At 45.1% G+C, this 24528-nt stretch carries 20 protein-coding genes; 9 read left to right on the top strand and 11 right to left on the bottom strand.

Features of this window, described 5'->3' with window-relative positions; translation table 11 throughout:
• Positions 1–188: 188 nt before the first annotated feature.
• The 11 genes from AACX68_RS13585 to acuI form a co-directional block, all read right to left on the bottom strand.
• On the bottom strand, positions 189–2114 hold the full coding sequence (locus AACX68_RS13585) for a UvrD-helicase domain-containing protein (RefSeq protein WP_228858070.1): 1926 nt from the start codon (positions 2112–2114) through the stop codon (positions 189–191).
• 9 nt (positions 2115–2123) lie between these two features.
• Positions 2124–4268, bottom strand: a complete 2145-nt coding sequence (locus AACX68_RS13580; protein ID WP_228858069.1) for an ATP-dependent nuclease — start codon at positions 4266–4268, stop codon at positions 2124–2126.
• A 471-nt stretch (positions 4269–4739) separates the two neighbouring features.
• Entirely contained in the window at positions 4740–5036 is a 297-nt protein-coding gene (gene fis / locus AACX68_RS13575; RefSeq protein ID WP_010847912.1) for a DNA-binding transcriptional regulator Fis, read from the bottom strand.
• A gap of 7 nt (positions 5037–5043) precedes the next feature.
• The gene (gene dusB, locus AACX68_RS13570) at positions 5044–6027 is read right to left on the bottom strand and encodes a tRNA dihydrouridine synthase DusB (RefSeq protein ID WP_099109617.1); all 984 of its coding nucleotides are present in this window, start codon (positions 6025–6027) and stop codon (positions 5044–5046) included.
• Positions 6028–6310: 283 nt separating this feature from the next.
• Positions 6311–7192, bottom strand: coding sequence for a 50S ribosomal protein L11 methyltransferase (prmA, locus tag AACX68_RS13565; protein ID WP_099125036.1), 882 nt, complete (start codon positions 7190–7192; stop codon positions 6311–6313).
• 66 nt (positions 7193–7258) lie between these two features.
• The gene (panF, locus tag AACX68_RS13560) at positions 7259–8704 is read right to left on the bottom strand and encodes a sodium/pantothenate symporter (protein ID WP_228858068.1); all 1446 of its coding nucleotides are present in this window, start codon (positions 8702–8704) and stop codon (positions 7259–7261) included.
• On the bottom strand, positions 8694–8936 hold the full coding sequence (locus AACX68_RS13555) for a YhdT family protein (protein WP_228858067.1): 243 nt from the start codon (positions 8934–8936) through the stop codon (positions 8694–8696). The genes panF and AACX68_RS13555 overlap by 11 nt, the downstream gene beginning before the upstream one ends.
• A gap of 153 nt (positions 8937–9089) precedes the next feature.
• Positions 9090–10439, bottom strand: coding sequence for an acetyl-CoA carboxylase biotin carboxylase subunit (gene accC / locus AACX68_RS13550; protein WP_228858066.1), 1350 nt, complete (start codon positions 10437–10439; stop codon positions 9090–9092).
• Between the two features lie 22 nt (positions 10440–10461).
• Positions 10462–10920 (bottom strand): acetyl-CoA carboxylase biotin carboxyl carrier protein, encoded by a 459-nt coding sequence (gene accB, locus AACX68_RS13545; RefSeq protein ID WP_228858065.1) that lies wholly within the window; start codon positions 10918–10920, stop codon positions 10462–10464.
• Positions 10921–10950: 30 nt separating this feature from the next.
• Positions 10951–11403 (bottom strand): type II 3-dehydroquinate dehydratase, encoded by a 453-nt coding sequence (aroQ, locus tag AACX68_RS13540; RefSeq protein WP_228858064.1) that lies wholly within the window; start codon positions 11401–11403, stop codon positions 10951–10953.
• 204 nt (positions 11404–11607) lie between these two features.
• Positions 11608–12582 (bottom strand): acrylyl-CoA reductase (NADPH), encoded by a 975-nt coding sequence (gene acuI, locus AACX68_RS13535; protein ID WP_228858063.1) that lies wholly within the window; start codon positions 12580–12582, stop codon positions 11608–11610.
• A gap of 588 nt (positions 12583–13170) precedes the next feature.
• Here acuI and AACX68_RS13530 point away from each other — a divergent pair.
• The 9 genes from AACX68_RS13530 to tldD all read left to right on the top strand — a co-directional run bounded on the left by AACX68_RS13530 (position 13171) and on the right by tldD (position 24513).
• Positions 13171–13311, top strand: coding sequence for a hypothetical protein (locus AACX68_RS13530; RefSeq protein WP_169926627.1), 141 nt, complete (start codon positions 13171–13173; stop codon positions 13309–13311).
• A gap of 43 nt (positions 13312–13354) precedes the next feature.
• Entirely contained in the window at positions 13355–14398 is a 1044-nt protein-coding gene (gene mreB / locus AACX68_RS13525) for a rod shape-determining protein MreB (RefSeq protein ID WP_086113213.1), read from the top strand.
• 120 nt (positions 14399–14518) lie between these two features.
• A complete protein-coding gene (mreC, locus tag AACX68_RS13520) occupies positions 14519–15577 on the top strand; it encodes a rod shape-determining protein MreC (protein WP_228858062.1) in 1059 nt (352 codons plus the stop codon).
• Positions 15574–16062, top strand: a complete 489-nt coding sequence (gene mreD, locus AACX68_RS13515; RefSeq protein ID WP_099109625.1) for a rod shape-determining protein MreD — start codon at positions 15574–15576, stop codon at positions 16060–16062. The genes mreC and mreD overlap by 4 nt, the downstream gene beginning before the upstream one ends.
• Before the next feature lie 80 nt (positions 16063–16142).
• Positions 16143–16730 (top strand): Maf family protein, encoded by a 588-nt coding sequence (locus AACX68_RS13510; RefSeq protein ID WP_228858061.1) that lies wholly within the window; start codon positions 16143–16145, stop codon positions 16728–16730.
• The gene (gene rng / locus AACX68_RS13505; RefSeq protein WP_099122285.1) at positions 16727–18196 is read left to right on the top strand and encodes a ribonuclease G; all 1470 of its coding nucleotides are present in this window, start codon (positions 16727–16729) and stop codon (positions 18194–18196) included. The genes AACX68_RS13510 and rng overlap by 4 nt, the downstream gene beginning before the upstream one ends.
• A 175-nt stretch (positions 18197–18371) precedes the next feature.
• A complete protein-coding gene (gene yhdP / locus AACX68_RS13500; protein ID WP_228858060.1) occupies positions 18372–22205 on the top strand; it encodes an AsmA2 domain-containing protein YhdP in 3834 nt (1277 codons plus the stop codon).
• Positions 22202–23062, top strand: a complete 861-nt coding sequence (gene nit1, locus AACX68_RS13495; RefSeq protein WP_228858059.1) for a deaminated glutathione amidase — start codon at positions 22202–22204, stop codon at positions 23060–23062. Before yhdP ends, nit1 begins: the two co-directional genes overlap by 4 nt.
• A 5-nt stretch (positions 23063–23067) precedes the next feature.
• Complete coding sequence (tldD, locus tag AACX68_RS13490) at positions 23068–24513, top strand: metalloprotease TldD (protein WP_228858058.1); 1446 nt, start codon at positions 23068–23070, stop codon at positions 24511–24513.
• The last annotated feature ends 15 nt before the right edge of the window (positions 24514–24528 follow it).

Raw genomic sequence — 24528 nt, 5'->3', positions numbered from 1 at the left:
ATTCACACCTTGTATTTTTTCTCTCTTTAAAAGATTCATATTAATATCTCATAACTTTTAATTTTTTCTTCTTGGATTATATAATCAGTTATACCATGATAAAGAGGTTCTGTCGCATTAAGCTGCATTCGGGCACCGTAGGATAACGTCAGGTTAAGTCGCAGCTAATGCCTTTAATTTCATTACTTTTACAACTCAATAATTTCATTTTCTCGCGCAAATTTCTTTTCAATAAGATTTTCCTTTACCCTAGCTACATTGGATGTATAAATCACATGGGCAAGGCTATTTTTAGCCCGTGTGGATGTGACATAGAACAATCGCCTAGTTCGTTCAAACCCAGTCTCTTCACCTGCATTCTGTTTTTTTTTGCTTGCACTCGAAAGTTCCTTTACTCCAAAATACTGCTCGTAAGAAAATAGAAACCCACCTGCTTCATCATCATCCATAACAACCATCACACGCTCGAATTCGTTACCTTTCACGCCTTGATGGGTTCGAAAAATTGAATTCTCATTGATGTAGTCATTATAATTTCGAATTTGAAAGAAATTAGTTTTTAAAGCTTCAGTCCAAGCAGTTATCTCGCTATCATCCTGCTCTCCAGTTTCTGATTCAATCCTCGGTATAGCTCCTATTTGTTTTGGTTCTGATTCAGCTTTACTCTCTTTAGAGGTAACTACAATCGCCTGTAATTTCGCTGGAATTATCACCAGATTATATTTAGCTAAAACTTCCAAAGCTGTACGAAAACTGACCTTTTCATCTGAGATCACATCCCTGAAAGCATGTTCAGCATTTCGAGCAAGTACAAGCGGATCTTTTTTGTTAGCATCCAGTACACTGGCTTCCAAAAGCGGCGAATTTCTTTCTCTCAGGATAGACATCAATTCAGCTCGTCTTTCATTAAGACTCGCTTCAGCCATAGGAAAAACAATTTCGGAAAAAAAATTTAGTTCGGAATTTTCACCTCTAGAAATTTGATCTTTAATTTTGTCTGATGTTTCAAGCTTGTTCCAAAGATCATTAAAGCCAAGACGACGTCCAGCCATTTTATGTTCCAGAAGCAAGATAGCTGTATCTTTGGATTTAGTATCTGTCCAATTCGTGTCACTTGTAACTTTTGCCATAATCTCACGAATTTTGGCTTCAATTTCATCTTTGTTTGAAACACTGTTCGATAATAAGAAGTATCGAATATAACCGTCTGCAGCTCCATCTCGAGCAAATTGTTTTCGTTTATCATCTTCACTACGGATTTGATTACCCAAAGCAACAATGCGTCGCGCTGAGCGATGGTTCATTTCTTTGTTGAAGGTAGTCCAATCACTTGGCTTGGTGTTACCCAGCTCAGATTCTCCCCCACCGAAGATACGTTGCATCGTATCTCCAAACAAGCCGATGACAACTTTATTTGATTTGGCATGTTGCAGCTCAAAGAATGCTCGGATTACATCTTTGTTGGTATCCTGACTTTCGTCGATAAATATGAAAGGGAACTTATTTACAATGACTTCTGCCATCATCGGCTTAGTAGTCAAAAAACTTGAGAAAAGCTTTAAAACATCCGCATGCGACAACGCATTCTTTGCAGAGTTGACGCCATTTGGGTCGTAAATGAATGAGCGAGGTTCAGCTAACCAATCCATTTTTTCCTTTAGCCGGGTGATTTCTCTCTTTCGATCTTCTGATGCTTTACCTTCGCGACCACGACTTTCCAAATTTTCTATTTCGTCAAGCTTCGCAGGAATTTTCTCCAGATACCACTTGCGAATGTCTTCATTAAAACCAGCAATAGCAGACCAACAAAAGCTGTGAATCGTTGAAACCGCAAAGATGGGATTTTGCTCAATCCGATCCACGATTTCATCGGCTGCGTTATTCGTGAAGGTTACAACAGCAATTTGCTTACCTTGGCGAATAAAGTTACCAGAATGCTCTTTTTTCAGAAAATCTAGAGCTTCTTTTAGAGAATAAGTTTTACCCGATCCTGCTCCCGCAAAGGTGATAAAACTTTTCCCTGAACCTATACGAAGACACTCTTGGATCCCTTTATCAATCCCATTGTCATGATCAATAGGTTTGGTTTCCGCCAAGTAAAATTCTTCTGACATAATCTCCTCCTACATTTTGTACTGAAGCTGATTTTCTAGCCATTTAAGACCTTCACTCATGTATTCGGGGGGATTGAAACAATCTTCTTTGTTATTTGCGATATAGAAAAGGCAATCGAAGGCAAAGTCTCCTTTCTTTAAAGCTTGCACATAGCCATAGAGTGACTCTGATAGGGAGTTACTATCATTTTCAAAGGCGTCTTGAATTTTTTGTTTACGCTGAAAATATTTATTTTCAGAATTCGCCAAAATCAATGCATCTTCAAAAGTACGGGATAAAATTTCCTTCCCAGTAATCTGAGTTGGCTTTTGGTAGGCAATGTAAAGTGGCGCACCTTGACTATTTGTAGCATGTTCCGCTTTTGGTAAGGCCACCAAGTCATCCAAAACTTCTTTTTTTGGATGCCATATCTTCAAGGTATCATTATTGGTTTTTTGATCTGAATTCTTTTGTGGGAAGCATGATTTCCCTTCGTTATCAACTGAATCAAGATCTGTCAGCACCAAAGTCGCAACCCCAAGTTTTTCGACTAACTCTTTGTATTTGTGAGTGTGTGCACCGCTTACCTCCAGTATAGAGATGTATCGTTTCGATAAGTCCGGAAATCTATTGGAAATGAACTCAGGCACCAGAAGACGTTCGGCTTGACCTTCAACGAATATAACCCCATCGGCAAAGAAAATGTCACAGTGAGTGAGCTTTAAGTGTTTTCTGACAAACTGAAGTTCATCTTTTGGATTCACGAATAACTCTGACATATTTGCAATTGACGTATGATCCATTGCAATTGAAGTGTCAGTATTATTTCGCCGGAAGTACCGTAACTCTTTGAAGTCAATATCGTTGATAATATGGCTAGAGTGTGTACTAATCACAAGCTGTGTTTGGTATTCAGATTCATCTTGTTTGCTACACAAGTCGGAATGATTCCGTAAAGTATCATAAGCTTTCGATACGAATACTCGTTGGACTTGAGCATGCAGATTGACTTCCGGTTCTTCGAGTAAAACTAAATGGATTGGTTCTATCTGGTCTTCCATTTTATCCTCAAAGGCAGATGACTTTCCAACGCGCATCCATTTGTCGCGAAATTCCAGAAGCCTAAAGGTCAAATATATAAGATTTTGGTAACCAAGCCCTAGGTAACTTTCGGGAACAAATTCTTCTTCCTCTTTGTCAAAACGGTATCGGATCGATGACGATTTTTGTAATGCGTCCATACCACTAATTTTTGCGGCAATTTCAACAGCCGGGTTGCCACCGATACCGGGATACCCCATATTCTTCAGCTCATTAAAGGGGGCATCAAACTGCTTATTCAATCTGTCGGTAAACTCTTTTTCTAGCGCTTGCTGTTGCCCCAAAACTTCAAGGTCTTGTATCTCAGGAAAATCTTCTGGATTCAAAATATGATCATAATATTCTCGAAGTAACTTATTGAGACGTTGCTTTTCTGAATATGGCCCCTTTTGATCTGTGTTATCTTCGGCACCTAATCCGCGTTGTTCGGATATAGTGTCTACTCGAATTAACTTTTTTAAAGCTTCAGATTTAAGAGGCTGCAAAACCTCGCTCAGCGTAGACTTTGCCTCTTTGCTTAAAATGTAGTGTTTTTGCTTTATGAGCTTACTGAAGTTCTGGCCTTTCTCCAGAAAATCACATAAATCTTTGGGCCACAGACTTACCTTACCTTTGTGTTCGGACACCACACTTCTCTTATCAACAAACTCACGACATAATTTAGAAATATCGGTTGGTTCGTAAGTTATGCGAACGAATAGGGCACCACCACACCATTCTAAGTCCGGGAGGATGTCACGAACCTTGTATGCCTCACTTGCCTTCGCGGTGATCTCGATGTCTAAACTCGGTAGCAAACTGGCGAAATCATCCGATAGAGCCTGCATTTTCTCGATAGTGGGAAATTCTTGTTCGACTTGTTCGCCCAACGTTTGGATTTTCTTCCAATTTTGCTTAGATATATCTCGGACTTTTAGATTGTTCGGACTTTTCAGGAAGGTATGTAGCGCACTAATACAGGATGTTTTTCCGCTATTATTAGCGCCAACAAGAACAGTTGTTTTATCATCAAGTATTAGGGTTACGTTGACTAGTCGTCGATAGTTTTTCAAAGCGAAAGAGGAAATTTTCATTTAATAACACCTTAAAAAAACGGAATCGGATATTTCAAAAAAAGAGTTCTATTATTCTGATCGAATACACTTCTCGCACTGTGATACTTTATTCAATGTTGATCTGTATTCTTTTCTATTGCTCAATCTTCTATCTATCTTGTTCACTTTTAATAAGCAACTCAATGAATATCATCAAGTTGTGTGACTTTCCTACGTTTATCAAGGATGAAAAAGGGGTAAAAACAAGTCGGTCATCACTCAAACTAACCCGTCAAATTTGGCTAAACACTACAATTGATTATGAACCTTTATCAGGGAAGGAACTTCCTTTGATTAAAATAATAGGATAATTGTGTGTGTCTCTATGTTTTCTAATGAATTTTTATGCTGAGGATTTTTACGTGGGGTATTTGGTGGGGTACTTATAAAGAAAAAAGCACTTCCCCAAAAGAGAAAGTGCTTCTTAAACAGCAAGTTACTAGACTAGGATTAGTTCATGCCGTATTTTTTCAGTTTCTTACGCAGAGTACCGCGGTTGATTCCCATCATCAGCGCTGCGCGGGTTTGGTTACCACGGGTGTATTGCATCACCATGTCCAACAGTGGTTGCTCTACTTCAGCCAGTACCAGCTCATACAGGTCATTGACGTCTTGACCATTCAGTTGAGCAAAATAGTTCTTCAGTGCTTGTTTAACTGAGTCACGCAGAGGTTTTTGAGTTACCTGATCTTGTGAATTTACAGTAGCAACGGTTAGTACGTCAGAATTTACGCGTTGTTCGAACATAGTTCTGTCAGCTCTTTTCTTTATTTACGCAAAAATTTTCGAAGTATGCTTCCAACACCTCCAGCTGTTCGCTGGCATCCTCAATGGCGTTGAATGAGCGCCGAAACTGGTCATCAGGAGCATGTTCCTTGAGATACCAAGATACATGCTTACGTGCAATACGAACTCCTTTGCCTTGACCGTAAAAGTCGTGCAGTTCTCGTACATGCTCGTTCATTAAACGCTGCACCTCGCCAAGGGGCATCGGTGACAGCAGTTCTCCTGTTTCCAGATAATGCTGGATTTCCCGAAAGATCCAGGGTCTTCCCTGAGCAGCACGGCCTATCATCAGGGCATCAGCCCCGGTGTATTCAAGCACTGCTCTGGCTTTTAGCGGGTCAGTAATGTCGCCATTAGCAATAATTGGAATGGCAACAGTCTGCTTAACTGTCCGAATGTTGTCATACTCGGCTTCACCATTAAACAGACAAGAACGAGTCCTGCCATGAATGGTAAGCGCCTGAATACCACAACGTTCAGCCAATTGGGCAATTTCTACACAGTTACGTTCTTCCGGTGACCATCCTGTACGGATCTTCAATGTAACAGGTACATCAACCGCATTGACTACCGCAGAAAGGATTTTTTGAACCAGTTCTGGATAACGCAGTAATGCTGAGCCTGCCAATTTACGATTAACCTTTTTGGCTGGGCACCCCATATTGATATCGATGATCTGAGCACCATTGTCGACGTTGATTTTCGCCGCCGCTGCCATCTCATCGGGATCACTACCGGCAATCTGTACAGAACGCACTCCGGGTTCGTCGCGATGAACCATACGTAGCCGGGATTTATCCGTCTTCCAGACCTGAGGATTGGAAGAAAGCATCTCTGAGACTGTCATACCTGCACCCATGGTGTAGCATAGTGATCGAAACGGGCGATCCGTTATGCCAGCCATAGGGGCTGCAATAAGACAGTTTTTCAACTGGTATTGTCCGATACGCATAGGCGAAGAAAGAGTGGCCAACTGTGACTAAGGGCGCGTATATTACGCATTTTTCACAAGATATGAAAGGCCAAACTTTGAGCGAAACGGTATTTTAACGGAATTTTTCCAGTTGATTTTTTCAAACTTTTCTATTTATCCTTTAATAACATTAAGTTACGTATTCTTGACGAAATTTATTGTTACCTATATTTCTCATGACAAATAGTATGTATTACCACCAATTTGTCCCCCAGAGGATCATTTTAGTGGATAATCCTGTTTTTCAATAGTAGTTTGTTGATTATTTTTTAACCCCGGTAATGCGACACCATTCTTCTTGTTCGGCGATTGGATCGATAATGAATTCATTGCTATAGGCTTCGGCAACACCTTCAGCCTGACTTGCCAGTACACCGGACAAGCCTAATAATCCACCAGATTTTGGTAATGAGCCGATAACCGGAGCCAGTTCACGCAGTGGGCCAGCCAGAATGTTGGCGATAGCAACATCACATTCTAAATTGTCAGGTTGATCTTTAGACAGATAGAGTGTCAGTAACTCAGAAACGCCATTACGCTCTGCATTATCCCGGCTCGCCTGAATTGCCTGAGGGTCGATATCAATGCCGATAGCATGTTTAGCTCCCAGTTTCAGGGCTGCGATAGCCAGAATGCCGGATCCACAGCCGAAGTCGATGACGGTTTTACCTTGCAGGTCAAGGCCATCCAGCCATTGCAGGCAAAGAGAAGTGGTTGGGTGTGTTCCGGTTCCGAAGGCCAGTCCCGGATCCAGCATAACGTTAACAGCATCCGGTTCAGGCACTTCCCGCCAGCTTGGGCAGATCCACAGACGGTTACCAAAACGCATTGGGTGGAAGTTGTCCATCCACTCGCGCTCCCAGTCTTTATCTTCCAGCTGTTCAATTTTGTGGAGAAAACCTTTACCCAGCTGGGGAACCTGCTCCAGTTGGCTAACAACAGCTTTCATATCGGTTTCTGCATCATACAGACCAATGACATCGGTATCTCCCCATAAACGGGTTTCTCCCGGCAGAGGTTCAAAAATTGGCGTATCGTGGCTGTCCTGAAAGGTAACGGACACTGCGCCACTTTCCACGAGTTCATCACCGAGTGATTCAGCTTGTTGTCCCGTGGTGTTTAATCTCAGTTGTATCCAAGGCATAAAAATTCTCTTTTAAACGCGATATGTATGAAAAATGATTAAAAATCAGGCTAAAAAATATCGCCGTCACTGTGATGCGGCGGTTTGTTGTATTTGTTTACTCCCAAACAGATTTCCTATTCCGAATGCCAGTAAGCTCAGCAGCAATGATGGCACAATGGGATGGAATCCAAGGAGGTTAATGCTAAAGCTGGCTAATAGGGTATAGCTTATTGCACCTGTCAGCATGGAGGCTAGCGCGCCATGTGCATTGGCTTTCTCCCAGTACAGGCCCAATACCAGTGGCCAGAGGAACACAGCCTGTAATCCGCCGAAGGCCAGCAGGTTCAGCCAGATCAGCATTTCAGGTGGTTGCCATGCCGCCAGTAACAGTAGTATTCCCAGAAACAGGGTAGAAAAGCTGGAGATACGGGCGAGTTTTTTCTCCTGTTTGATCTGCTGCGGGAACAAATTTAAATAGAGATCTTTAACGATAGTTGCTGAAGATTGCAGCAATTGGGCGTTAATTGTTGACATAATGGCTGCCATCGGCGCGGCCAGAAAGATCCCGGCAGCGATAGGCGGCAGGACGGTGATCATCAGGGTTGGGATCACTTGATCGGGAATTGTCAGATCAGGGATGATCGCACGGCCCAGTGCTCCGGCAAGGTGCATCCCAAACATCAGGATAGCCATGACGATAGTGCCGATGATAATACCACGGTGGACAGCTTTACTGTCGCGGTAAGAAATACAACGCACAGCGGTATGTGGCAGCCCGATAACGCCAAAGCAGACCAGAACCCAGAAGGAGGCCATAAAAGGGCCGCTAAGAATATTGTCAGCACCGTGGGGAGAGACAAGGTTAGGATCGATAGTACGCAGTGTCGAGACCGCTTCTGACAGTCCACCCGCTTTATAGATCGTGCCAACAAGCAGTAATACTGTTCCTAACAGCATAACCAGCCCTTGTAAGGCATCATTAAGGACACTGGCTCTAAAGCCGCCAAATGCAGTGTAGAGAGCGATGGAAAGGCCAAAAATCAGCAGACCGGTACCGTAAGGAATACCGGCTGCGGCTTCCAGCAGGCGGGCACCGCCAATGAACTGTACCGTCATGGCACCGACAAAAGCGACTAACAGGCTCACGCTGGCAAACCAGACCAGAATACGGCTCTGATAGCGCGCATATAGCATGTCATTGAGTGTCACGGCATTATAACGGCGGGCGAGGATAGCAAATTTCTTCCCCAGTACGCCGAGGGAGAGCCAGATTGCCGGCAGTTGGATCAGGGATAACAGCACCCAGCCGATACCATATTTGTAGGCTGCACCGGGACCACCAATGAACGAGCTGGCACTGATATATGTCGCTGTAATGGTCATCGCTAGTACAAAACCACCCATTGAGCGGCTGCCAAGAAAATATTCATTCAGGAATTCACCCGTCTGGCGGCGGCGATAGGCATAGAATGAGAGCAGAAAAACCAGTGCCAGATATCCTACCAGAGGCAGAATGACTTCATTTTGCATCTTCATCCTCCAGAGGAACTTCTTTGAAGATAAATTTCACCATCATCCAGCACAGGATGATGAAAAGTGCAGGTAATGCTAAACAAGCCAGTTCGAACCAGCGCGGTAATCCGGTTAATCCGGTTGCATCACTGGGTAGATAGGCGCTCAGTAGCCAACCCACAAGATAAGCTAACGTCAGGAATACGGCCCAACGCGCTTCTTTATGAGATTGAACAAATCTTTTGTCCATTGATTCTCCGGGAAAGCAGAAAAATAAAGGAAGGAATTGTACGGTAACAGTCAGATTTATTCAGAAGAAAATGTGCGACAAAAACCATGTCATAAAAAATCCCATCTTGAAAAGATGGGATTTTATGCAGAATGGCGATGTTAGAAAAAAGCCTTACTTATCATGTAAGCCCAGTTTCTTCTCCAGATAGTGGATATTGGTTCCGCCTTTCTGGAAGTTTTCATCATTCATGATGGACATCTGCAAATCGATATTGGTTTTGATGCCATCAATGATCAGTTCTGCCAGTGCGTTCTTCATACGCGCAATCGCCACTTCACGGGTTTCTCCATAAGTGATCAGTTTTCCGATCATGGAGTCATAATATGGCGGTACGGTATATCCTGCATAGATATGGGATTCCCAGCGTACGCCGAACCCACCCGGAGAGTGGAAATGGGTGATTTTACCCGGGCTTGGCAAGAATGTTTTTGCATCTTCGGCATTAATACGGCATTCGATAGCATGGCCTTTGATGACAATATCTTCCTGCTTGATGGACAGTGGCATGCCGGAAGCGATGCGTAGCTGTTCTTTGATTAGATCAACGCCAGTGATCATTTCGGTAACAGGGTGTTCAACCTGAATACGGGTGTTCATCTCAATGAAATAGAACTCACCGTTCTCATACAGGAATTCAAACGTACCCGCTCCACGATAGCCGATTTCCATACAAGCGTTGGCACAGCGTTCACCGATGCTGCGGCGTAGTTCAGCTGAGATACCCGGTGCAGGAGCTTCTTCCACAACTTTCTGGTGACGACGCTGCATTGAGCAGTCACGTTCAGCAAGATAAAGAGCATTGCCCTGACCATCAGCCAGTACCTGAATTTCAACGTGACGAGGGTTTTCAAGGAATTTTTCCATGTAAACCATGTCATTATTGAAAGCAGCTTTAGCTTCAGCACGAGTCATGGCAATAGACTGTTCCAGCTCTTTATCACTGCGGACAACGCGCATACCACGCCCGCCGCCGCCGCCGGAAGCCTTGATGATCACCGGATAACCGATGCGCTGTGCGATCGATTTGTTCTTCTCAGTATCATCACCCAAAGGGCCGTCAGAACCAGGAACGCAAGGTACACCGGCTTTTTTCATGGCGCTGATGGCAGAAACTTTATCACCCATCAGGCGGATAGTTTCTGCTTTCGGGCCGATAAAGGTGAAACCGGAACGCTCCACCTGTTCAGCAAAATCAGCGTTTTCAGACAGGAATCCATAACCCGGATGGATTGCCTGTGCACAGGTGATTTCAGCCGCAGAAATGATAGCCGGAATATTCAGGTAACTTTTTACTGATGCAGCAGGGCCGATACAGACCGTTTCATCTGCCAGCAGGACGTGTTTCAGATCACGGTCTGCCGCAGAGTGCACAGCAACAGTTTTGATCCCGAGCTCCTTACAGGCTCTCAGGATACGCAGTGCAATTTCACCGCGGTTAGCTATGACTATTTTCTCAAGCATGGGTTTTTCCCGCGTGATGCGCTTATTCGATGATGACCAGTGGCTCGTCAAATTCAACAGGTTGACCGTCTTGTGCCAGAACTGCCTTCACGACGCCGGTTTTGTCAGCTTCGATCTGGTTCATCATTTTCATGGCTTCAACGATGCACAGGGTATCGCCCTGATTAACATGCTGACCGATTTCGATAAAAGGTTTCGCATCCGGGCTTGGAGAACGGTAGAACGTACCAACCATTGGGGAACGAACGGTGTGACCGCTGATCTCTGCTGCGGCTGGTGCTGCCGGAGCAGCAGGTGCCGGTGCTGCAACGGGTGCAGGCTGTTGAACAGGCGCAGAGATGTATTGCTGAGTGATCGGCATGCCCTGAACAGCCGTAGTACGGCTGATGCGAACTGATTCTTCACCTTCAGAAATTTCCAGTTCAGAAATGCCAGATTCTTCAACCAGCTCGATCAATTTTTTTATCTTACGAATATCCATGAGTGTGATTCCGTACTCTATTTATGTAAATTAGTTGGATTTTGACAAGCGGTTGACCGCTGCCTGTAATGCAAAACTATAGCCATCAGCACCCAAACCACAGATCACGCCAACGGCAATATCAGAAAGATATGAATGATGGCGGAATGGCTCGCGGGCATGCACATTAGAGAGGTGGATCTCAATAAATGGAATATCCACCGCCAGAAGTGCATCGCGTAACGCTACGCTGGTGTGCGTGAATGCCGCAGGATTAATCAGAATAAAATCTGTATTCCCCCGCGCAGTATGAATTCTCTCAATCAGTTCAGATTCTGCATTGGATTGCAGATGGAATAATTCAATACCCGACTGGTGAGCTTCTTGTGACAGTTTGCTGACGATGTCATCAAGCGTTAACTTGCCGTAGGTCTCTGGCTCTCGCGTTCCCAACAGATTCAGGTTGGGACCGTTCAAGAGTAAAATGCGAAACTTGTCTGCCATTGTGCGGGTATCTCCGGCAATCTGTCAACAATCGTTCAAGATAACTCGATGACAGCAATTTGTCATCTTTTTCTATTATCAATATTTGTAAATTTGACGATAAAGCCCGACATTATAAACATATCGTAACATTTAGCAGCAAAATACTGGTCTTATCAGCTTTTCGGGCTTGATTTTATTAGACTTACGCTTATCGGCATAGTTTCAGCGGATCTTTACTACTGTTCTGCCTGTTGACTGATTGTTTACCAACTTATTAGCGTGTTCGATCACCTGATCTAATGAAATTTCGTTTGCGGTCTGTTGATAAAAAGATTCCGGCAACAGTTTTTGCAACCGCTCCCAGATCTTTGGTCTATCGGCAGCCGATACTATTGCTGACTCAACACCCTGTAAGCGGACATTACGCAGGATAAATGGCATGACAGTGGTAGGCAGATTGATATCACTCGCCATCCCGCAGGCAGCTACGGTGCCGTTGTGGGATACCTGAGCCAGCAATTTGGCCAGAATTGTACCACCGACAGTATCAATAACACCTGACCAGCGCTGTTTTTCCAGCGGGCGAGCGGGTTGGCTGAAGTCTGAAACCGGCAGAATTTCTTTTGCTCCCAGAGAAAGTAAATATTCCTGACTTTCCGGTTTGCTACTGATAGCGACCACAGAATATCCCAACAGAGAGAGCAAAGTAATTGCTGTGCTTCCGACTCCGCCAGTGGCACCTGTGACTGCGATTTCGCCGCTTTCAGGGGTTATACCTCCCTGTTCCAGCGCCATAATACATAACATGGCGGTGAAACCGGCTGTGCCGATAATCATAGCCTGTCTGGTACTTAAACCTGCTGGCAATGGTGTCAGCCATTCACCTGAGACTCTGGCCTGTTCTGCCAGACCACCCCAACGATTTTCACCCACACCCCAGCCGGTTAATAAAACCTGCTGCCCGATATGAAAGCGGGGATCTTCTGAGTGACGTACAACGCCGGAAAAGTCGATCCCCGGTATCATCGGAAACTGACGAATAATTTTTCCCTTGCCGGTAATTGCAAGTGCATCTTTATAATTGAGGGTTGACCAGTGAATATCGACGATGACATCACCGGGTGGAAGTTGGGTTGTGTCAATATTCTGAATAGAAGCTGATAATGTATCGTGCTGTTCCAGCAGTAATGCTTTCATAGGTTCTCCCTCTGATGGGTTTTGGGTATGACACCATCACGATTCTCATGATTTCATTTTTTGTGACATTCTCAATATAGATAAAATTAAAAATGCAGAAACGGGCAGTCTGCAATAATGTGATGAATAGTCGCAAAACAGTGATTGCTGATTTTTATTCCGGGTACATGCTGAAAGATAAATATGCCTGATAATGATTTCAATATTGATAATTAACTTATTAATAATGACTTTGTTTTTATATCTTATTGGTTCAGTAATCAACAGATTTATCCGCCGATTACAGGTTTATAAGTGACGATGAAGAACAATTTTTCTTTTGAGTGCTGAAGATAAAGCGGGAAATTAATGAATCATCTTTGCCGGGCTTATTGGAGCGTGATATTGGCTGGAGATGGCAAAAGAAATCAAAATATTTGAGAAAAAATTAATTTTTGTTGAACTTGCTGAAATCATTATAGGTCAACATAGAAAAAGTGAATCAGTAACATCGCGGGATGCACTATATACACTATAATGTTGGTTTTTAGGGCATTTGGACATTTTAGGGTTCAGTGACGGGGTTATTGGTGGAATTAACCCATTTTTATGCAGTTTTTTTCTGCTCTGTCAGAAAAAAGTAACGTAGAATATCGTGTTTCTGATGTGAATAACGTAGCCACTTTCATTGAAGTAGTAAAAGTAGTTAATGATGCGCCTTGTCGCTGCTTCATGTGGTTGGTAGAGTAGACGGACAACATCCGTCCCCAGCTTGCAGGATTATCCTTTCGTTATGTTAAAGAAATTTCGTGGCATGTTTTCCAATGATTTGTCCATTGACTTGGGTACTGCCAATACCCTTATTTATGTTAAAGGTCAGGGAATTGTCTTGGATCAACCCTCTGTTGTTGCTATCCGACAAGACAGGGCCGGTTCACCAAAAAGCGTTGCAGCCGTAGGGCTGGAAGCAAAACAGATGTTGGGACGTACTCCGGGGAATATCGCAGCTATCCGACCAATGAAGGATGGTGTGATTGCTGATTTTTATGTCACGGAAAAAATGTTGCAGCATTTTATTAAACAGGTTCATAACAACAGTTTTATGCGTCCTAGCCCGCGCGTGCTGGTTTGTGTACCAGTCGGGGCGACGCAGGTTGAGCGTCGGGCTATTCGTGAATCAGCCCAAAGTGCAGGAGCACGCGAAGTCTTTCTGATTGAAGAGCCAATGGCGGCGGCAATCGGTGCAGGTTTGCCCGTTTCAGAAGCAACGGGTTCAATGGTTGTTGATATCGGTGGTGGTACAACAGAAGTTGCAGTTATCTCCCTCAATGGCGTTGTCTATTCTTCTTCTGTCCGTATCGGCGGGGATCGCTTTGATGAAGCAGTTATCAATTATGTCCGCCGCAACTACGGCTCGCTGATTGGTGAAGCAACCGCAGAACGCATTAAACATGAAATTGGTTCTGCGTACCCAACAGATGAAGTCCGCGAAATCGAAGTACGTGGCCGTAACCTTGCTGAAGGTGTACCACGTAGTTTCACACTGAATTCCAATGAAATTCTGGAAGCCCTGCAAGAGCCGCTGACCGGTATTGTCAGTGCCGTTATGGTAGCACTGGAACAGTGCCCGCCAGAGCTGGCTTCTGATATTTCAGAACGTGGTATGGTGCTGACCGGTGGTGGCGCACTGTTACGCAATCTTGATCGCTTGCTGATGGAAGAAACAGGTATTCCCGTGATTGTGGCTGAAGATCCACTGACCTGTGTTGCCAGAGGTGGCGGTAAAGCGCTGGAAATGATCGACATGCACGGTGGCGATTTATTCAGCGAAGACTGAAAGTAACTCTGCGAGCTGGGAGGCGTGTTTATCAGTGCCTCCTTGCTGTTTATCCAAAAGTGTATCGTTTATGACTCTTTTATTGTTTATGACACGAAACCGCTCAATAATGCGCAACTTATGAAGCCAATTTTCAGCAGAGGGCCCTCCCTACAATTACGACTCTTTTTTGCTGTTGCTATTGCCATTATTCTGGTTGTGGTAGACAGCAGGTTTGATTTTTTCCATAAAGTCCGTAGCTATATGGATACGGCAGTGAGTCCTTTTTATTTTCTTGCCAATGGTCCCCGCCAGTTTTTAGATGGTATTTCTGATTCTCTGACTGCCCGCAAACAACTTGAACTGGAAAATTACTCCTTGCGCAATGAATTGCGGTTGAAGGACAGCAAGTTATTACTGCTGGGTCAATTAAAACAGGAGAATATCCGGTTACGTTCATTACTCGGTTCACCTTTGCGTCATGATGAACACATGATGGCTACTCAGGTCATTGCCCGTGGTCTGGATCCGTATCGCGATCAAATTGTTATTGATAAAGGCGCAAAAGATGGTGTTTATGAAGGGCAACCGGTTGTTAGTGATCGCGGTGTTGTCGGGCAGGTTGTTTCAGTAAGCCAGCTAAGTAGCCGGGTGTTACTGATTTGCGATCCGATTCACGCCTTGCCGGTTCAGGTATTACGCAATGATATCCGGGTGATCGCTGGTGGTACAGGCTGTGCCGATGATCTGCACCTTGAACCATTACCGAGTGACACGGATATCCGGGTCGGCGATGAACTGGTGACTTCTGGTCTGGGGGGAAGATTCCCTGAAGGTTATCCTGTAGCAGTGGTCTCTTCTGTCAAGATAGATAATCAGCGGGCTCATACTGTTATTCACGCCCGTCCTTTGGCTGAATTACGCCGCCTGCGTTATCTGCTGCTGGTATGGGGACCGGATAATAACCCCTCTGAACCGTTGCCGCCTTCTGAAGTATATCGAGCCGCAAATGAGCGCATGAAGCAGTTGTTGCCATACGTATTGCCAAATCCGGCTGATGAAAAACCTCACTCTTTGCCAGAAGGTTCAGGTGGAGAGGATAATAAAAAAGAGGATAACAGAAAGAAACCCGTGGCCGGACAACCACCTTCAATCGCCCCATCAGTTAATAAACCATTAGCTACGGAGAATAACCGATGAGTCAGTATCACGGACGTGGTCTCTGGGTTGTCTGGTTGTCTTTCTTGATAGCAATGGTTTTACAGAGTATGCCGTGGCCGGAACAAGTAGATGTATTCCGGCCAACTCTGCCAGTGTTATGCCTTATCTACTGGCTGCTTGCTATTCCTCATCGTATCAGTGTCGGCACCGGGTTTATTCTGGGTATCCTGATTGATTTATTGCAGGGCAGTATTCTTGGTGCGCATGCACTGGCTTTTAGCCTCGTGAGTTTTCTGGTTGCTTTCAAATTTCAGCTCATTCGCAATATGGCACTCTGGCAACAATCACTTGTTGTGATGATACTCTCAACATTGATAAACCTCTGTGTTTTCCTGACTCACGCTCTGATCCTACAGACTATTTTCCATTCTGAAGTATTCTGGAATGGTGTGGTCAATGGTATTCTCTGGCCCTGGCTATTCTTATTAATGCGGAAAATCCGCCGTCAATTTTCAGTTCGTTAAAGGCGGGTTCTACTTTTTAATGAACAGCTTTTATATAAATGAACCGCTTTTAAATGAACTGACAGAAAGGATGACTCACTATGAAAACTCTTTACTTGGCTTCTGGCTCACCACGGCGGCGTGAGCTGGTGGAACTGCTGGATTTTAATTTTCAGATCCTGACACCACAGGTTGAAGAGAAATGGCAGGAAGAAGAGTCTCCACAGCAGTATGTCGAACGATTGGCCAGAGAAAAATCAAAGGCGGGTGTGGCAATTGCGCCGGATGATCTCCCCGTTCTGGGCGCTGATACAATTGTTGTGCTGAATAATCGTATTCTGGAAAAACCCCATAATGAGCAACATGCAGCGGAAATGTTACAGGCGCTGTCAGGACAACACCATCAGGTCATGACGGCTGTTGCTTTATCGAACAGTCAGCATACCTTAAGTGAGTTAGTGATTACAGATGTGATATTTCGCCATTTATCCCAACGTGAAATACAGGAATATATTGCAACTGGGGAACCAATGGATAAAGCCGGCGCTTACGGTATTCAGGGTAAAGGCGGTTGTTTTGTCAGAAATATTAATGGCAGTTACCATGCTGTTGTCGGCTTGCCACTGGTTGAAACGTATGAATTAATCACACGATTTTTGGCGTTAGCTGATGGGAAGGGTCACTTATGACAGCAGAGTTATTAGTCAATGTAACACCATCCGAAACGCGGGTTGCTTATATCGATGGCGGTATTTTGCAGGAAGTTCATATTGAACGGGAAGCTAAACGGGGAATAGTCGGTAATATTTATAAAGGCCGTATCAGCCGGGTTTTACCCGGAATGCAAGCGGCTTTTGTTGATATCGGGCTGGAGAAAGCCGCCTTTTTGCATGCTTCAGATATTGTGCCTCATACGGAATGTATCGCAGGCGAGGAGCGGAAAAACTTTAATGTCAGGGATATTGCTGAGCTGGTCAGTCAGGGGCAAGATCTGCTCGTTCAGGTCGTCAAAGATCCCCTCGGCACCAAAGGAGCACGCCTGACAACCGATATCACCCTGCCTTCACGCTATCTGGTTTTTATGCCGGGGGCCTCCCATGTTGGTGTTTCTCAGCGAATTGAAAGCGGAGAAGAGCGCGATCGGCTGAAATCCATCGTGATGGATTATTGTGATGAACATGGCGGGTTTATTATCCGCACTGCCGCAGAAGGGGTAAGAAAAGAGGAGATTGAGCAGGATGCTGCATTTTTGAAGCGCCTGTGGAGCAAAGTTATTGAGCGTAAAAAACGGAATATCACGAAGACTAAGGTTTATGGTGAGCTGGCATTAGCACAGCGTATTTTACGTGATTTTGCCGAAGATTCTCTTGATCGCATCCGGGTTGACTCCCGCCAGACCTACCTGCAAGTGCAGGAGTTTATTGATGAGTATATCCCTGAAATGAATGCCAAGCTGGAACATTATCAGGGAAATCAGCCGATATTTGATCTCTGTGGCGTGGAAACGGAAATTCAGCGCGCACTGGAGCGCAAAGTAGAATTAAAGTCGGGTGGCTATCTGATTATCGATCAAACTGAAGCCATGACGACCATTGATATTAATACCGGTGCTTTTGTTGGGCATAGGAATCTGGAAGAGACTATCTTTAATACTAATATTGAAGCGACTCAGGCGATTGCGCGTCAGTTGAGGCTACGCAATCTGGGCGGGATCATTATTATTGATTTTATCGATATGGCTGACGGGGAACACCGTCGTCGGGTCCTCGCTTCTTTGGAACAGGCTCTAAGTAAAGACCGCGTGAAAACCACCATCAATGGTTTTTCTCAGCTTGGTCTGGTGGAAATGACACGCAAACGCACGCGGGAAAGCCTTGAACATATTTTATGTGATAATTGCCCGACTTGTCAGGGGCGCGGCACCGTAAAATCTGTTGAAACGGTATGCTATGAAATTTTACGGGAAATTGTACGTGTTCATCGCGCCATTAATGCAGATCGTTTTCTGGTCTATTCTTCCCATGCTGTGAGTGAAGCCCTTAAAGGAGAACACTCTCACGCTCTGGCTGAGGTGGAAATCTTTGTTGGTAAATCCGTAAAAGTACAGGCTGAACAGCTGTACAGTCAGGAACAATTTGATGTTGTTATGATGTAACCTTAAATTTTTTGAGTAAATAACATACTCTATGGATTTCAAGTTGCATCGCGGCGGCAAGGGAGAGAATCCCCTGAGCATAGATAACTATGCGACTGGGGTGAACGAGCGTAGCCAACAAAGAGGCAGCTTGAAAGACGACGAGTATAACGTGCTGACAATCAAGGAGAAATGAGTGAAGCGACTGCTCGGGATATTATTAGCGACAGCCGCAATAATCATTATCATTGTGGCTTTGTTTGTCAGCGGGTTACGTTTTTTCCTGCCTCATATTAATGATTATCGCCAGCAATTGGCGCGCCATATTTCAGCGTTGACCGATGTTTCCGTCAAGATAGGTTATATCAGTGGTCGCTGGGAGCCATTTGGTCCACAGTTGGAAGTCCGGGATCTTCATGCAACAAACGAAGAAACGGATATTAAAGCCAAAAAAGTGACGCTTTCTCTGGATGTCTGGCGCTCATTATTACAGCGGCGCTGGCATTTCCGTGACCTCTCTTTTTATCAGCTTCAGGTGGATTATGATAAGCCGCTGTTTGATGGCGAAAGTGAACACCAGTTACCCAAACCGGATAATCTATCTTCCCTGTTTCTCGAACGTTTTAATTATTTCGAATTGCATGACAGTAGCCTGACTTTTCCTACTCCATCGGGAGAAAAAGTCAGATTATTGTTACCGCAGCTGGCATGGCTGAATAAAGACAACCGGCATCGCGCAGAGGGGCATATTAACCTGTCTTCGATTAATGGGCAGGAAGGTGTTGTACAGATTAAATTTGACCTGAAAGATATTAATCATGTTTTAGACAGCGGCACTATCTATTTACAGGCTGATGATATTGATATGCGGTTGTGGCTCAGCCGATGGTTAAAAGACAACACCGGCCTGGAAAATGCCCGTTTTAGTCTGGCTAACTGGATTACCCTGAAAAACGGGAGAATCGAGAGCGGGCATTTACAACTCAGGCGTGGGTATGCCAACTGGCATGTGGGGGAGAAGAAACATCAGCTCACCGTCCATGATCTGCTTTTGCAAATGCGTCGTCAGGGAGAAGGCTGGCTGTTCGATATCCCAAATCTGGAAAGCCTGAACACTAATGGTCAACAGTGGCTTGCAGGTCGTCTTGCCGCCTTATATATCGCGAAGGCAAATAAATATCAGAACAAAGATCACTGGCGTATTCGGGCTGAAAATATTCAGCTCGAACGGCTGAGTGGCATGTTGCCGCTGATGTCGCCTGTGACTCCGGAGATCGTCAATGACTGGCAGCATCGGCAGCCAAAAGGGCTAATTCACCGCTTTGCCCTTGATGTCACACCTGAACTGGCCGATAGCACGGATATTGCTGTCAAATGGCAGGATGTCAGCTGGTCTCGCTGGAAAGAGTTGCCTTCAGTGAATGATTTTAGTGGCACGCTGGCGGGAAATAAGCAGCAAGGAAACCTCATATTTGAGTTGAAAAACAGTCTCATTGATTACCGACAAATGTTTCAGGCACCGTTTGATATTGCCAGTGGTGCAGGGAAGATCGAATGGAAAAGTGATCAGGAAGGTTTGAAAATATGGAGCCAGGGGCTGGACTTGCAGGCCAAATCATTATGGATAAACGGCGATTTTAATTATACAGAACTCAGGAATAAGCCCCCGAAGCTTGAAATGCTGGCAGGGATCCGCGTCGAGGATGCAGGCGAAGCATGGCGCTATTTTCCCCAAACCCTGATGGGAAAATCACTGACAGATTATCTGACGACAGCGTTAATTAAAGGGAAAGTCGATAATGCTACGCTGATTTTTCAGGGTAACCCTCATGACTTCCCATTCAGGCATAACAATGGCCAATTTCAGGTGTGGGTTCCCCTGCGCAATGCAACATTTAAGTACCAACCAGACTGGCCAGCTCTGTTTGATCTTAATGCTGATTTGAATTTCCGTAATAACGGGTTATGGATACAGGCAGATAAAGCGAAACTGGGTAAAGTCGATGGTTCCCGGATCTCTGCTGTGATCGCTGATTATAATAAAGAAAAACTCTTAATTGATGCGGACATTTCCGGAGACGGCAAAGATATTCACGACTATTTTCACCATAGTTCATTATCCGATACTGTCGGAAGTGCGCTGGATAATTTACAGCTTAGCGGCAAGGTTGATGGCAATCTTCATCTGGATATACATCTGGAAGATGGCACAACTGATGCCAGTGGTGAAGTGGTGCTGAAAGATACTGAACTCTTTATTCAGCCACTGAACAGTAGAATGAAGCACCTCAGTGGCAAGTTCCGCTTTGATAACGGAAACTTGCAAAGTGATAGCCTTTCCACTAGCTGGCTTGGTAATCCTCTGTCATTACGGTTTACAACGCAGCATTCAGGTCAACATTATCAGGTTAATGTTGACCTGAATGCTGGCTGGCCTGTGGCAACGCTACCGGAATTGCCGTCAGAAATACGCCGCCAGCTATCAGGGCGGCTTGACTGGCAGGGAAAAGTCAATATTGCCATTCCCTCAGAAGGTGAGGGTTTGCAACATGAATTATCACAACAGGGTGCAAAATATCAGGTTGCAATCAATGCTGATTTGTCACATATCAACAGCACGTTAGACGGGCTGGAAACCGCCTCTTTGCAGGAATTGAATGATCTCAATATTCAGGCCGAAGGGGATGATAATCAGCTTAGGCTTACCGGTTCATTAGGGAACAGATATAAATTCAATAGCCAATGGTCACTGGAGAAAGGTTATACCCGTTTACAGCGGGGTATTCTGAACACAGATAAGAATGGCATTCCCGCGTTACCTGAAAAATCAATGCTCGAACTGAATTTACCTGATATTGAGGGTGATAAATGGCTGGCACTGCTTGGAACATTGGAAACCAAATCCGGAATGGGTGGTGCTTTCAGTTGGCCTGAGTTATTTGAAATTACAATACCTTCTTTGAATATCGGCGGGCAGCGTTGGCATAATCTTATACTGAGTGCCAGCAAACAATCTGATAGTTTGCATATTAACGCGATCGGAGAAGAAATTGACGGCGATTTGTGGGTTTATTCGGATAGGATATGGCAGGGAGCGTTTAATTATCTCTATTATAATCCGGTGTTCCCGGGCAGCGCTGCCAATGATGGTAACTCGCTGGCTTCAAGCGCAGCGGATACGCCAAAATATGATTTTCGTCATTGGCCAACATTTAATGTGAGATGTAATGAATGCTGGCTGGCCGGATCGAAAATCGGAAAAATTTCAGGAACGATCAAACCGGAAGGCAACACACTGGTTCTGACTGATGGCCGGGTAGAAAATAGTGCTGGTAAATTGACATTATCCGGTCATTGGAGTGAAAGTAATGAGGGAAACTATACTCGGGCTAAGGGGCAAATATCAGGGGGAAGTTTAGATGATATGGTCGCTTATCTCGGGTTCATTATTCCCATTACCGGTGCCCCATTTAAGTTTGATTTTGATCTTAACTGGAAGGATACGCCGTGGCAGCCTGATATTAAAACGCTTAATGGCCGCCTGACAGGGACACTGGGCAAAGGCACAATAGCGAAACTGGGCGCAGGCAGAGCAGGACAACTGTTGAGGCTGGTCAGTTTTGATGCTTTATTGCGTAAATTACAGTTGGATTTCAGTGACACATTCAGTGATGATTTTAACTTTGATTCTATGCGTGGCGATGCACAGCTAAAAAATGGGGTTATGTATACGGATAACTTCCATATTGATGGGCTGGAAGCTGATATCGATGCAAAAGGTCAGATAAACTTTATTCAGCGTCAGCTCAATATGGAGTTGGTGATCACCCCGGAAATATCAGCCACAGTAGGTGTGGCAACCGCTTTTGCGATTAACCCTATGGCAGGTGCTGCTGTTTTTGCAGCGGCGAAAGTGTTAGGCCCGTTATGGAGCAAGATCTCAGTCATTCGCTATCGACTAACCGGCAGTCTGGAACAACCTAAAATTGATGAAGTCTTACGTCAGCTTAAGGAGAATAAAGGGTCATGAGGAATGTCAATGTTGCACTCTTACAATTATGCAGTGGTACAAACATCAAACATAATTTAGCGCAGATTGAACAGCAGATTAAGCAATTGCCTAAAACTGTAAAGCTGGTTCTGACCCCGGAGAATGCCTTGCTGTTTGCAGATGCTGATGCTTATCGCGAACATGCAGAAGAACAGGGAACAGGCCCCTTACAGCAGGCTGTGCGTGAACTTGCACAGCATTATGGTATCTGGTTACTGATTGGTTCAATGCCGATGATCAGTCGGGAAGATCCGAGCCGTATTACCAGCAGTAGCTTATTATTTGATGATCAGGGTGAAATCCGCGCCCGCTATGACAAGATCCACATGTTTGATGTCAATATCAAGGATGAACACGGTTCTTATAATGAATCTTCCATTTATCAGCGTGGTGAACACATTACGGTTGTTGATACACCTGTCGGCCGTCTGGGAATGGCTATCTGTTATGATCTGCGTTTTCCCGGCCTGTTTCAGGCACTGCGGGAACAGGGCGCTGAACTGATTTCTGTACCAGCCGCTTTCACCAGACTGACAGGTAAAGCGCACTGGGAACCACTTTTGCGTGCCCGCGCAATTGAGAATCAATGTATTATACTGGCTCCTGCACAGGTCGGTGTGCACGGCACCCGCAGAACGTGGGGGCATTCAATGGCAGTGAGTGGCTGGGGGGAAATTATTAAGAAAAATCCTCTGAGTGTCTGTGCACTCCAGCTCAATATCCGGCGAGACAGCCTGACTCACATGCGTGAACAAATCAGAGTGGTGAAACATAATCGCTTCCGTCCGCAACTGACTTCTTTGATAAAAAAGAATACAAATTTAGATAAAGAGTAAACACTATGAGTTTAACTTATGTCAGTGAACATTTACTGACTGACAATGGCCTGAATCATAACGACTTGTTTTCTGTATTAGGGCAGTTGGCAGAACGCCGCCTTGATTATGCTGATCTCTATTTCCAGTCCAGCTACCACGAAACGTGGGTATTGGAAGATCGCATCATCAAAGATGGATCCTATAATATTGATCAGGGAGTAGGTGTTCGGGCTGTTAGTGGCGAGAAAACCGGTTTTGCCTATGCTGATCAGATCACTCTGAATGCCTTGCAGCAAAGTGCACAGGCAGCGCGCAGCATTGTGAGAGAAATAGGAAACGGCACTGCCCATACACTGGGAGCAGTGACACATAACGTTTTGTATCCGGCAGTTGATCCGCTGCAAAGCATGAGCCGGGAAGAGAAAATCGCTCTGCTGCACCATGTTGATAAAATTGCCCGTGCGGAAGACCAAAGAGTACAGGAAGTTAATGCCAGCCTGAGTGGTGTTTATGAGCAGGTACTGGTTGCTGCGACGGATGGCACTCTGGCCGCTGATATCCGCCCGCTGGTACGTCTTTCTGTCAGTGTACTGGTCGAAGAAGACGGCAAACGCGAGCGTGGCTCCAGTGGTGGCGGTGCCCGCTATGGTTATGAATATTTCCTGCAAGATACAGACGGGCAGACGCTGGCAGAACAATTTGCCCGTGAAGCTGTTCGTATGGCATTAGTGAATCTTTCAGCAGTTGCTGCTCCGGCGGGAGCGATGCCGGTTGTACTGGGCGCAGGCTGGCCGGGAGTTTTACTGCATGAAGCCGTTGGTCATGGTCTGGAAGGGGATTTTAACCGCCGTGGCACCTCTGTTTTCTCTGGCCAGATTGGGCAGAAGGTTGCTTCTGAGCTATGTACTGTGGTTGATGATGGCACGATTAAAGGCCGTCGGGGTTCATTATCTATCGATGATGAAGGGGTTCCGGGACAATACAATGTTTTGATTGAGAACGGTATTTTAAAAGGTTACATGCAGGACAAACTCAATGCGCGTTTGATGGGGGTTGCTCCGACAGGGAACGGTCGTCGTGAATCTTATGCCCATTTGCCTATGCCACGTATGACTAACACCTACATGCTGGCGGGTAACTCTACACCAGAAGAAATTATTGCCAGTGTTGATCGTGGTCTGTATGCACCGAATTTTGGCGGTGGTCAGGTGGATATCACGTCAGGTAAGTTTGTCTTCTCGACATCAGAAGCGTATTTGATTGAAAACGGTAGGATCACCAAACCAGTAAAAGGAGCAACTCTGATTGGCTCAGGCATTGAGGCAATGCAGCAGATTTCCATGGTTGGTAATGATTTAGCCCTTGATAAAGGTGTTGGTGTATGTGGTAAAGAAGGTCAAAGTGTTCCCGTGGGAGTTGGGCAGCCTACATTGAAACTGGATAACCTGACCGTAGGCGGAACAGCTTGACACTTTTTGGAGCCG

Origin of the sequence: Xenorhabdus sp. PB61.4, from assembly GCF_963894935.1 — a bacterium.
Lineage (GTDB): Bacteria > Pseudomonadota > Gammaproteobacteria > Enterobacterales > Enterobacteriaceae > Xenorhabdus > Xenorhabdus stockiae.
Note: the sequence above shows the minus strand (reverse complement) of the source record. Positions and strands in the feature narration are given on the sequence as shown.

Coding starts and splice junctions, on each gene's coding strand:
- AACX68_RS13585 (WP_228858070.1), bottom strand. CDS start 2,114: ATGTCAGAAGAATTTTACTTGGCGGAAACCAAACCTATTGATCATGAC.
- AACX68_RS13580 (WP_228858069.1), bottom strand. CDS start 4,268: ATGAAAATTTCCTCTTTCGCTTTGAAAAACTATCGACGACTAGTCAAC.
- fis (WP_010847912.1), bottom strand. CDS start 5,036: ATGTTCGAACAACGCGTAAATTCTGACGTACTAACCGTTGCTACTGTA.
- dusB (WP_099109617.1), bottom strand. CDS start 6,027: ATGCGTATCGGACAATACCAGTTGAAAAACTGTCTTATTGCAGCCCCT.
- prmA (WP_099125036.1), bottom strand. CDS start 7,192: ATGCCTTGGATACAACTGAGATTAAACACCACGGGACAACAAGCTGAA.
- panF (WP_228858068.1), bottom strand. CDS start 8,704: ATGCAAAATGAAGTCATTCTGCCTCTGGTAGGATATCTGGCACTGGTT.
- AACX68_RS13555 (WP_228858067.1), bottom strand. CDS start 8,936: ATGGACAAAAGATTTGTTCAATCTCATAAAGAAGCGCGTTGGGCCGTA.
- accC (WP_228858066.1), bottom strand. CDS start 10,439: ATGCTTGAGAAAATAGTCATAGCTAACCGCGGTGAAATTGCACTGCGT.
- accB (WP_228858065.1), bottom strand. CDS start 10,920: ATGGATATTCGTAAGATAAAAAAATTGATCGAGCTGGTTGAAGAATCT.
- aroQ (WP_228858064.1), bottom strand. CDS start 11,403: ATGGCAGACAAGTTTCGCATTTTACTCTTGAACGGTCCCAACCTGAAT.
- acuI (WP_228858063.1), bottom strand. CDS start 12,582: ATGAAAGCATTACTGCTGGAACAGCACGATACATTATCAGCTTCTATT.
- AACX68_RS13530 (WP_169926627.1), top strand. CDS start 13,171: ATGCAGTTTTTTTCTGCTCTGTCAGAAAAAAGTAACGTAGAATATCGT.
- mreB (WP_086113213.1), top strand. CDS start 13,355: ATGTTAAAGAAATTTCGTGGCATGTTTTCCAATGATTTGTCCATTGAC.
- mreC (WP_228858062.1), top strand. CDS start 14,519: ATGAAGCCAATTTTCAGCAGAGGGCCCTCCCTACAATTACGACTCTTT.
- mreD (WP_099109625.1), top strand. CDS start 15,574: ATGAGTCAGTATCACGGACGTGGTCTCTGGGTTGTCTGGTTGTCTTTC.
- AACX68_RS13510 (WP_228858061.1), top strand. CDS start 16,143: ATGAAAACTCTTTACTTGGCTTCTGGCTCACCACGGCGGCGTGAGCTG.
- rng (WP_099122285.1), top strand. CDS start 16,727: ATGACAGCAGAGTTATTAGTCAATGTAACACCATCCGAAACGCGGGTT.
- nit1 (WP_228858059.1), top strand. CDS start 22,202: ATGAGGAATGTCAATGTTGCACTCTTACAATTATGCAGTGGTACAAAC.
- tldD (WP_228858058.1), top strand. CDS start 23,068: ATGAGTTTAACTTATGTCAGTGAACATTTACTGACTGACAATGGCCTG.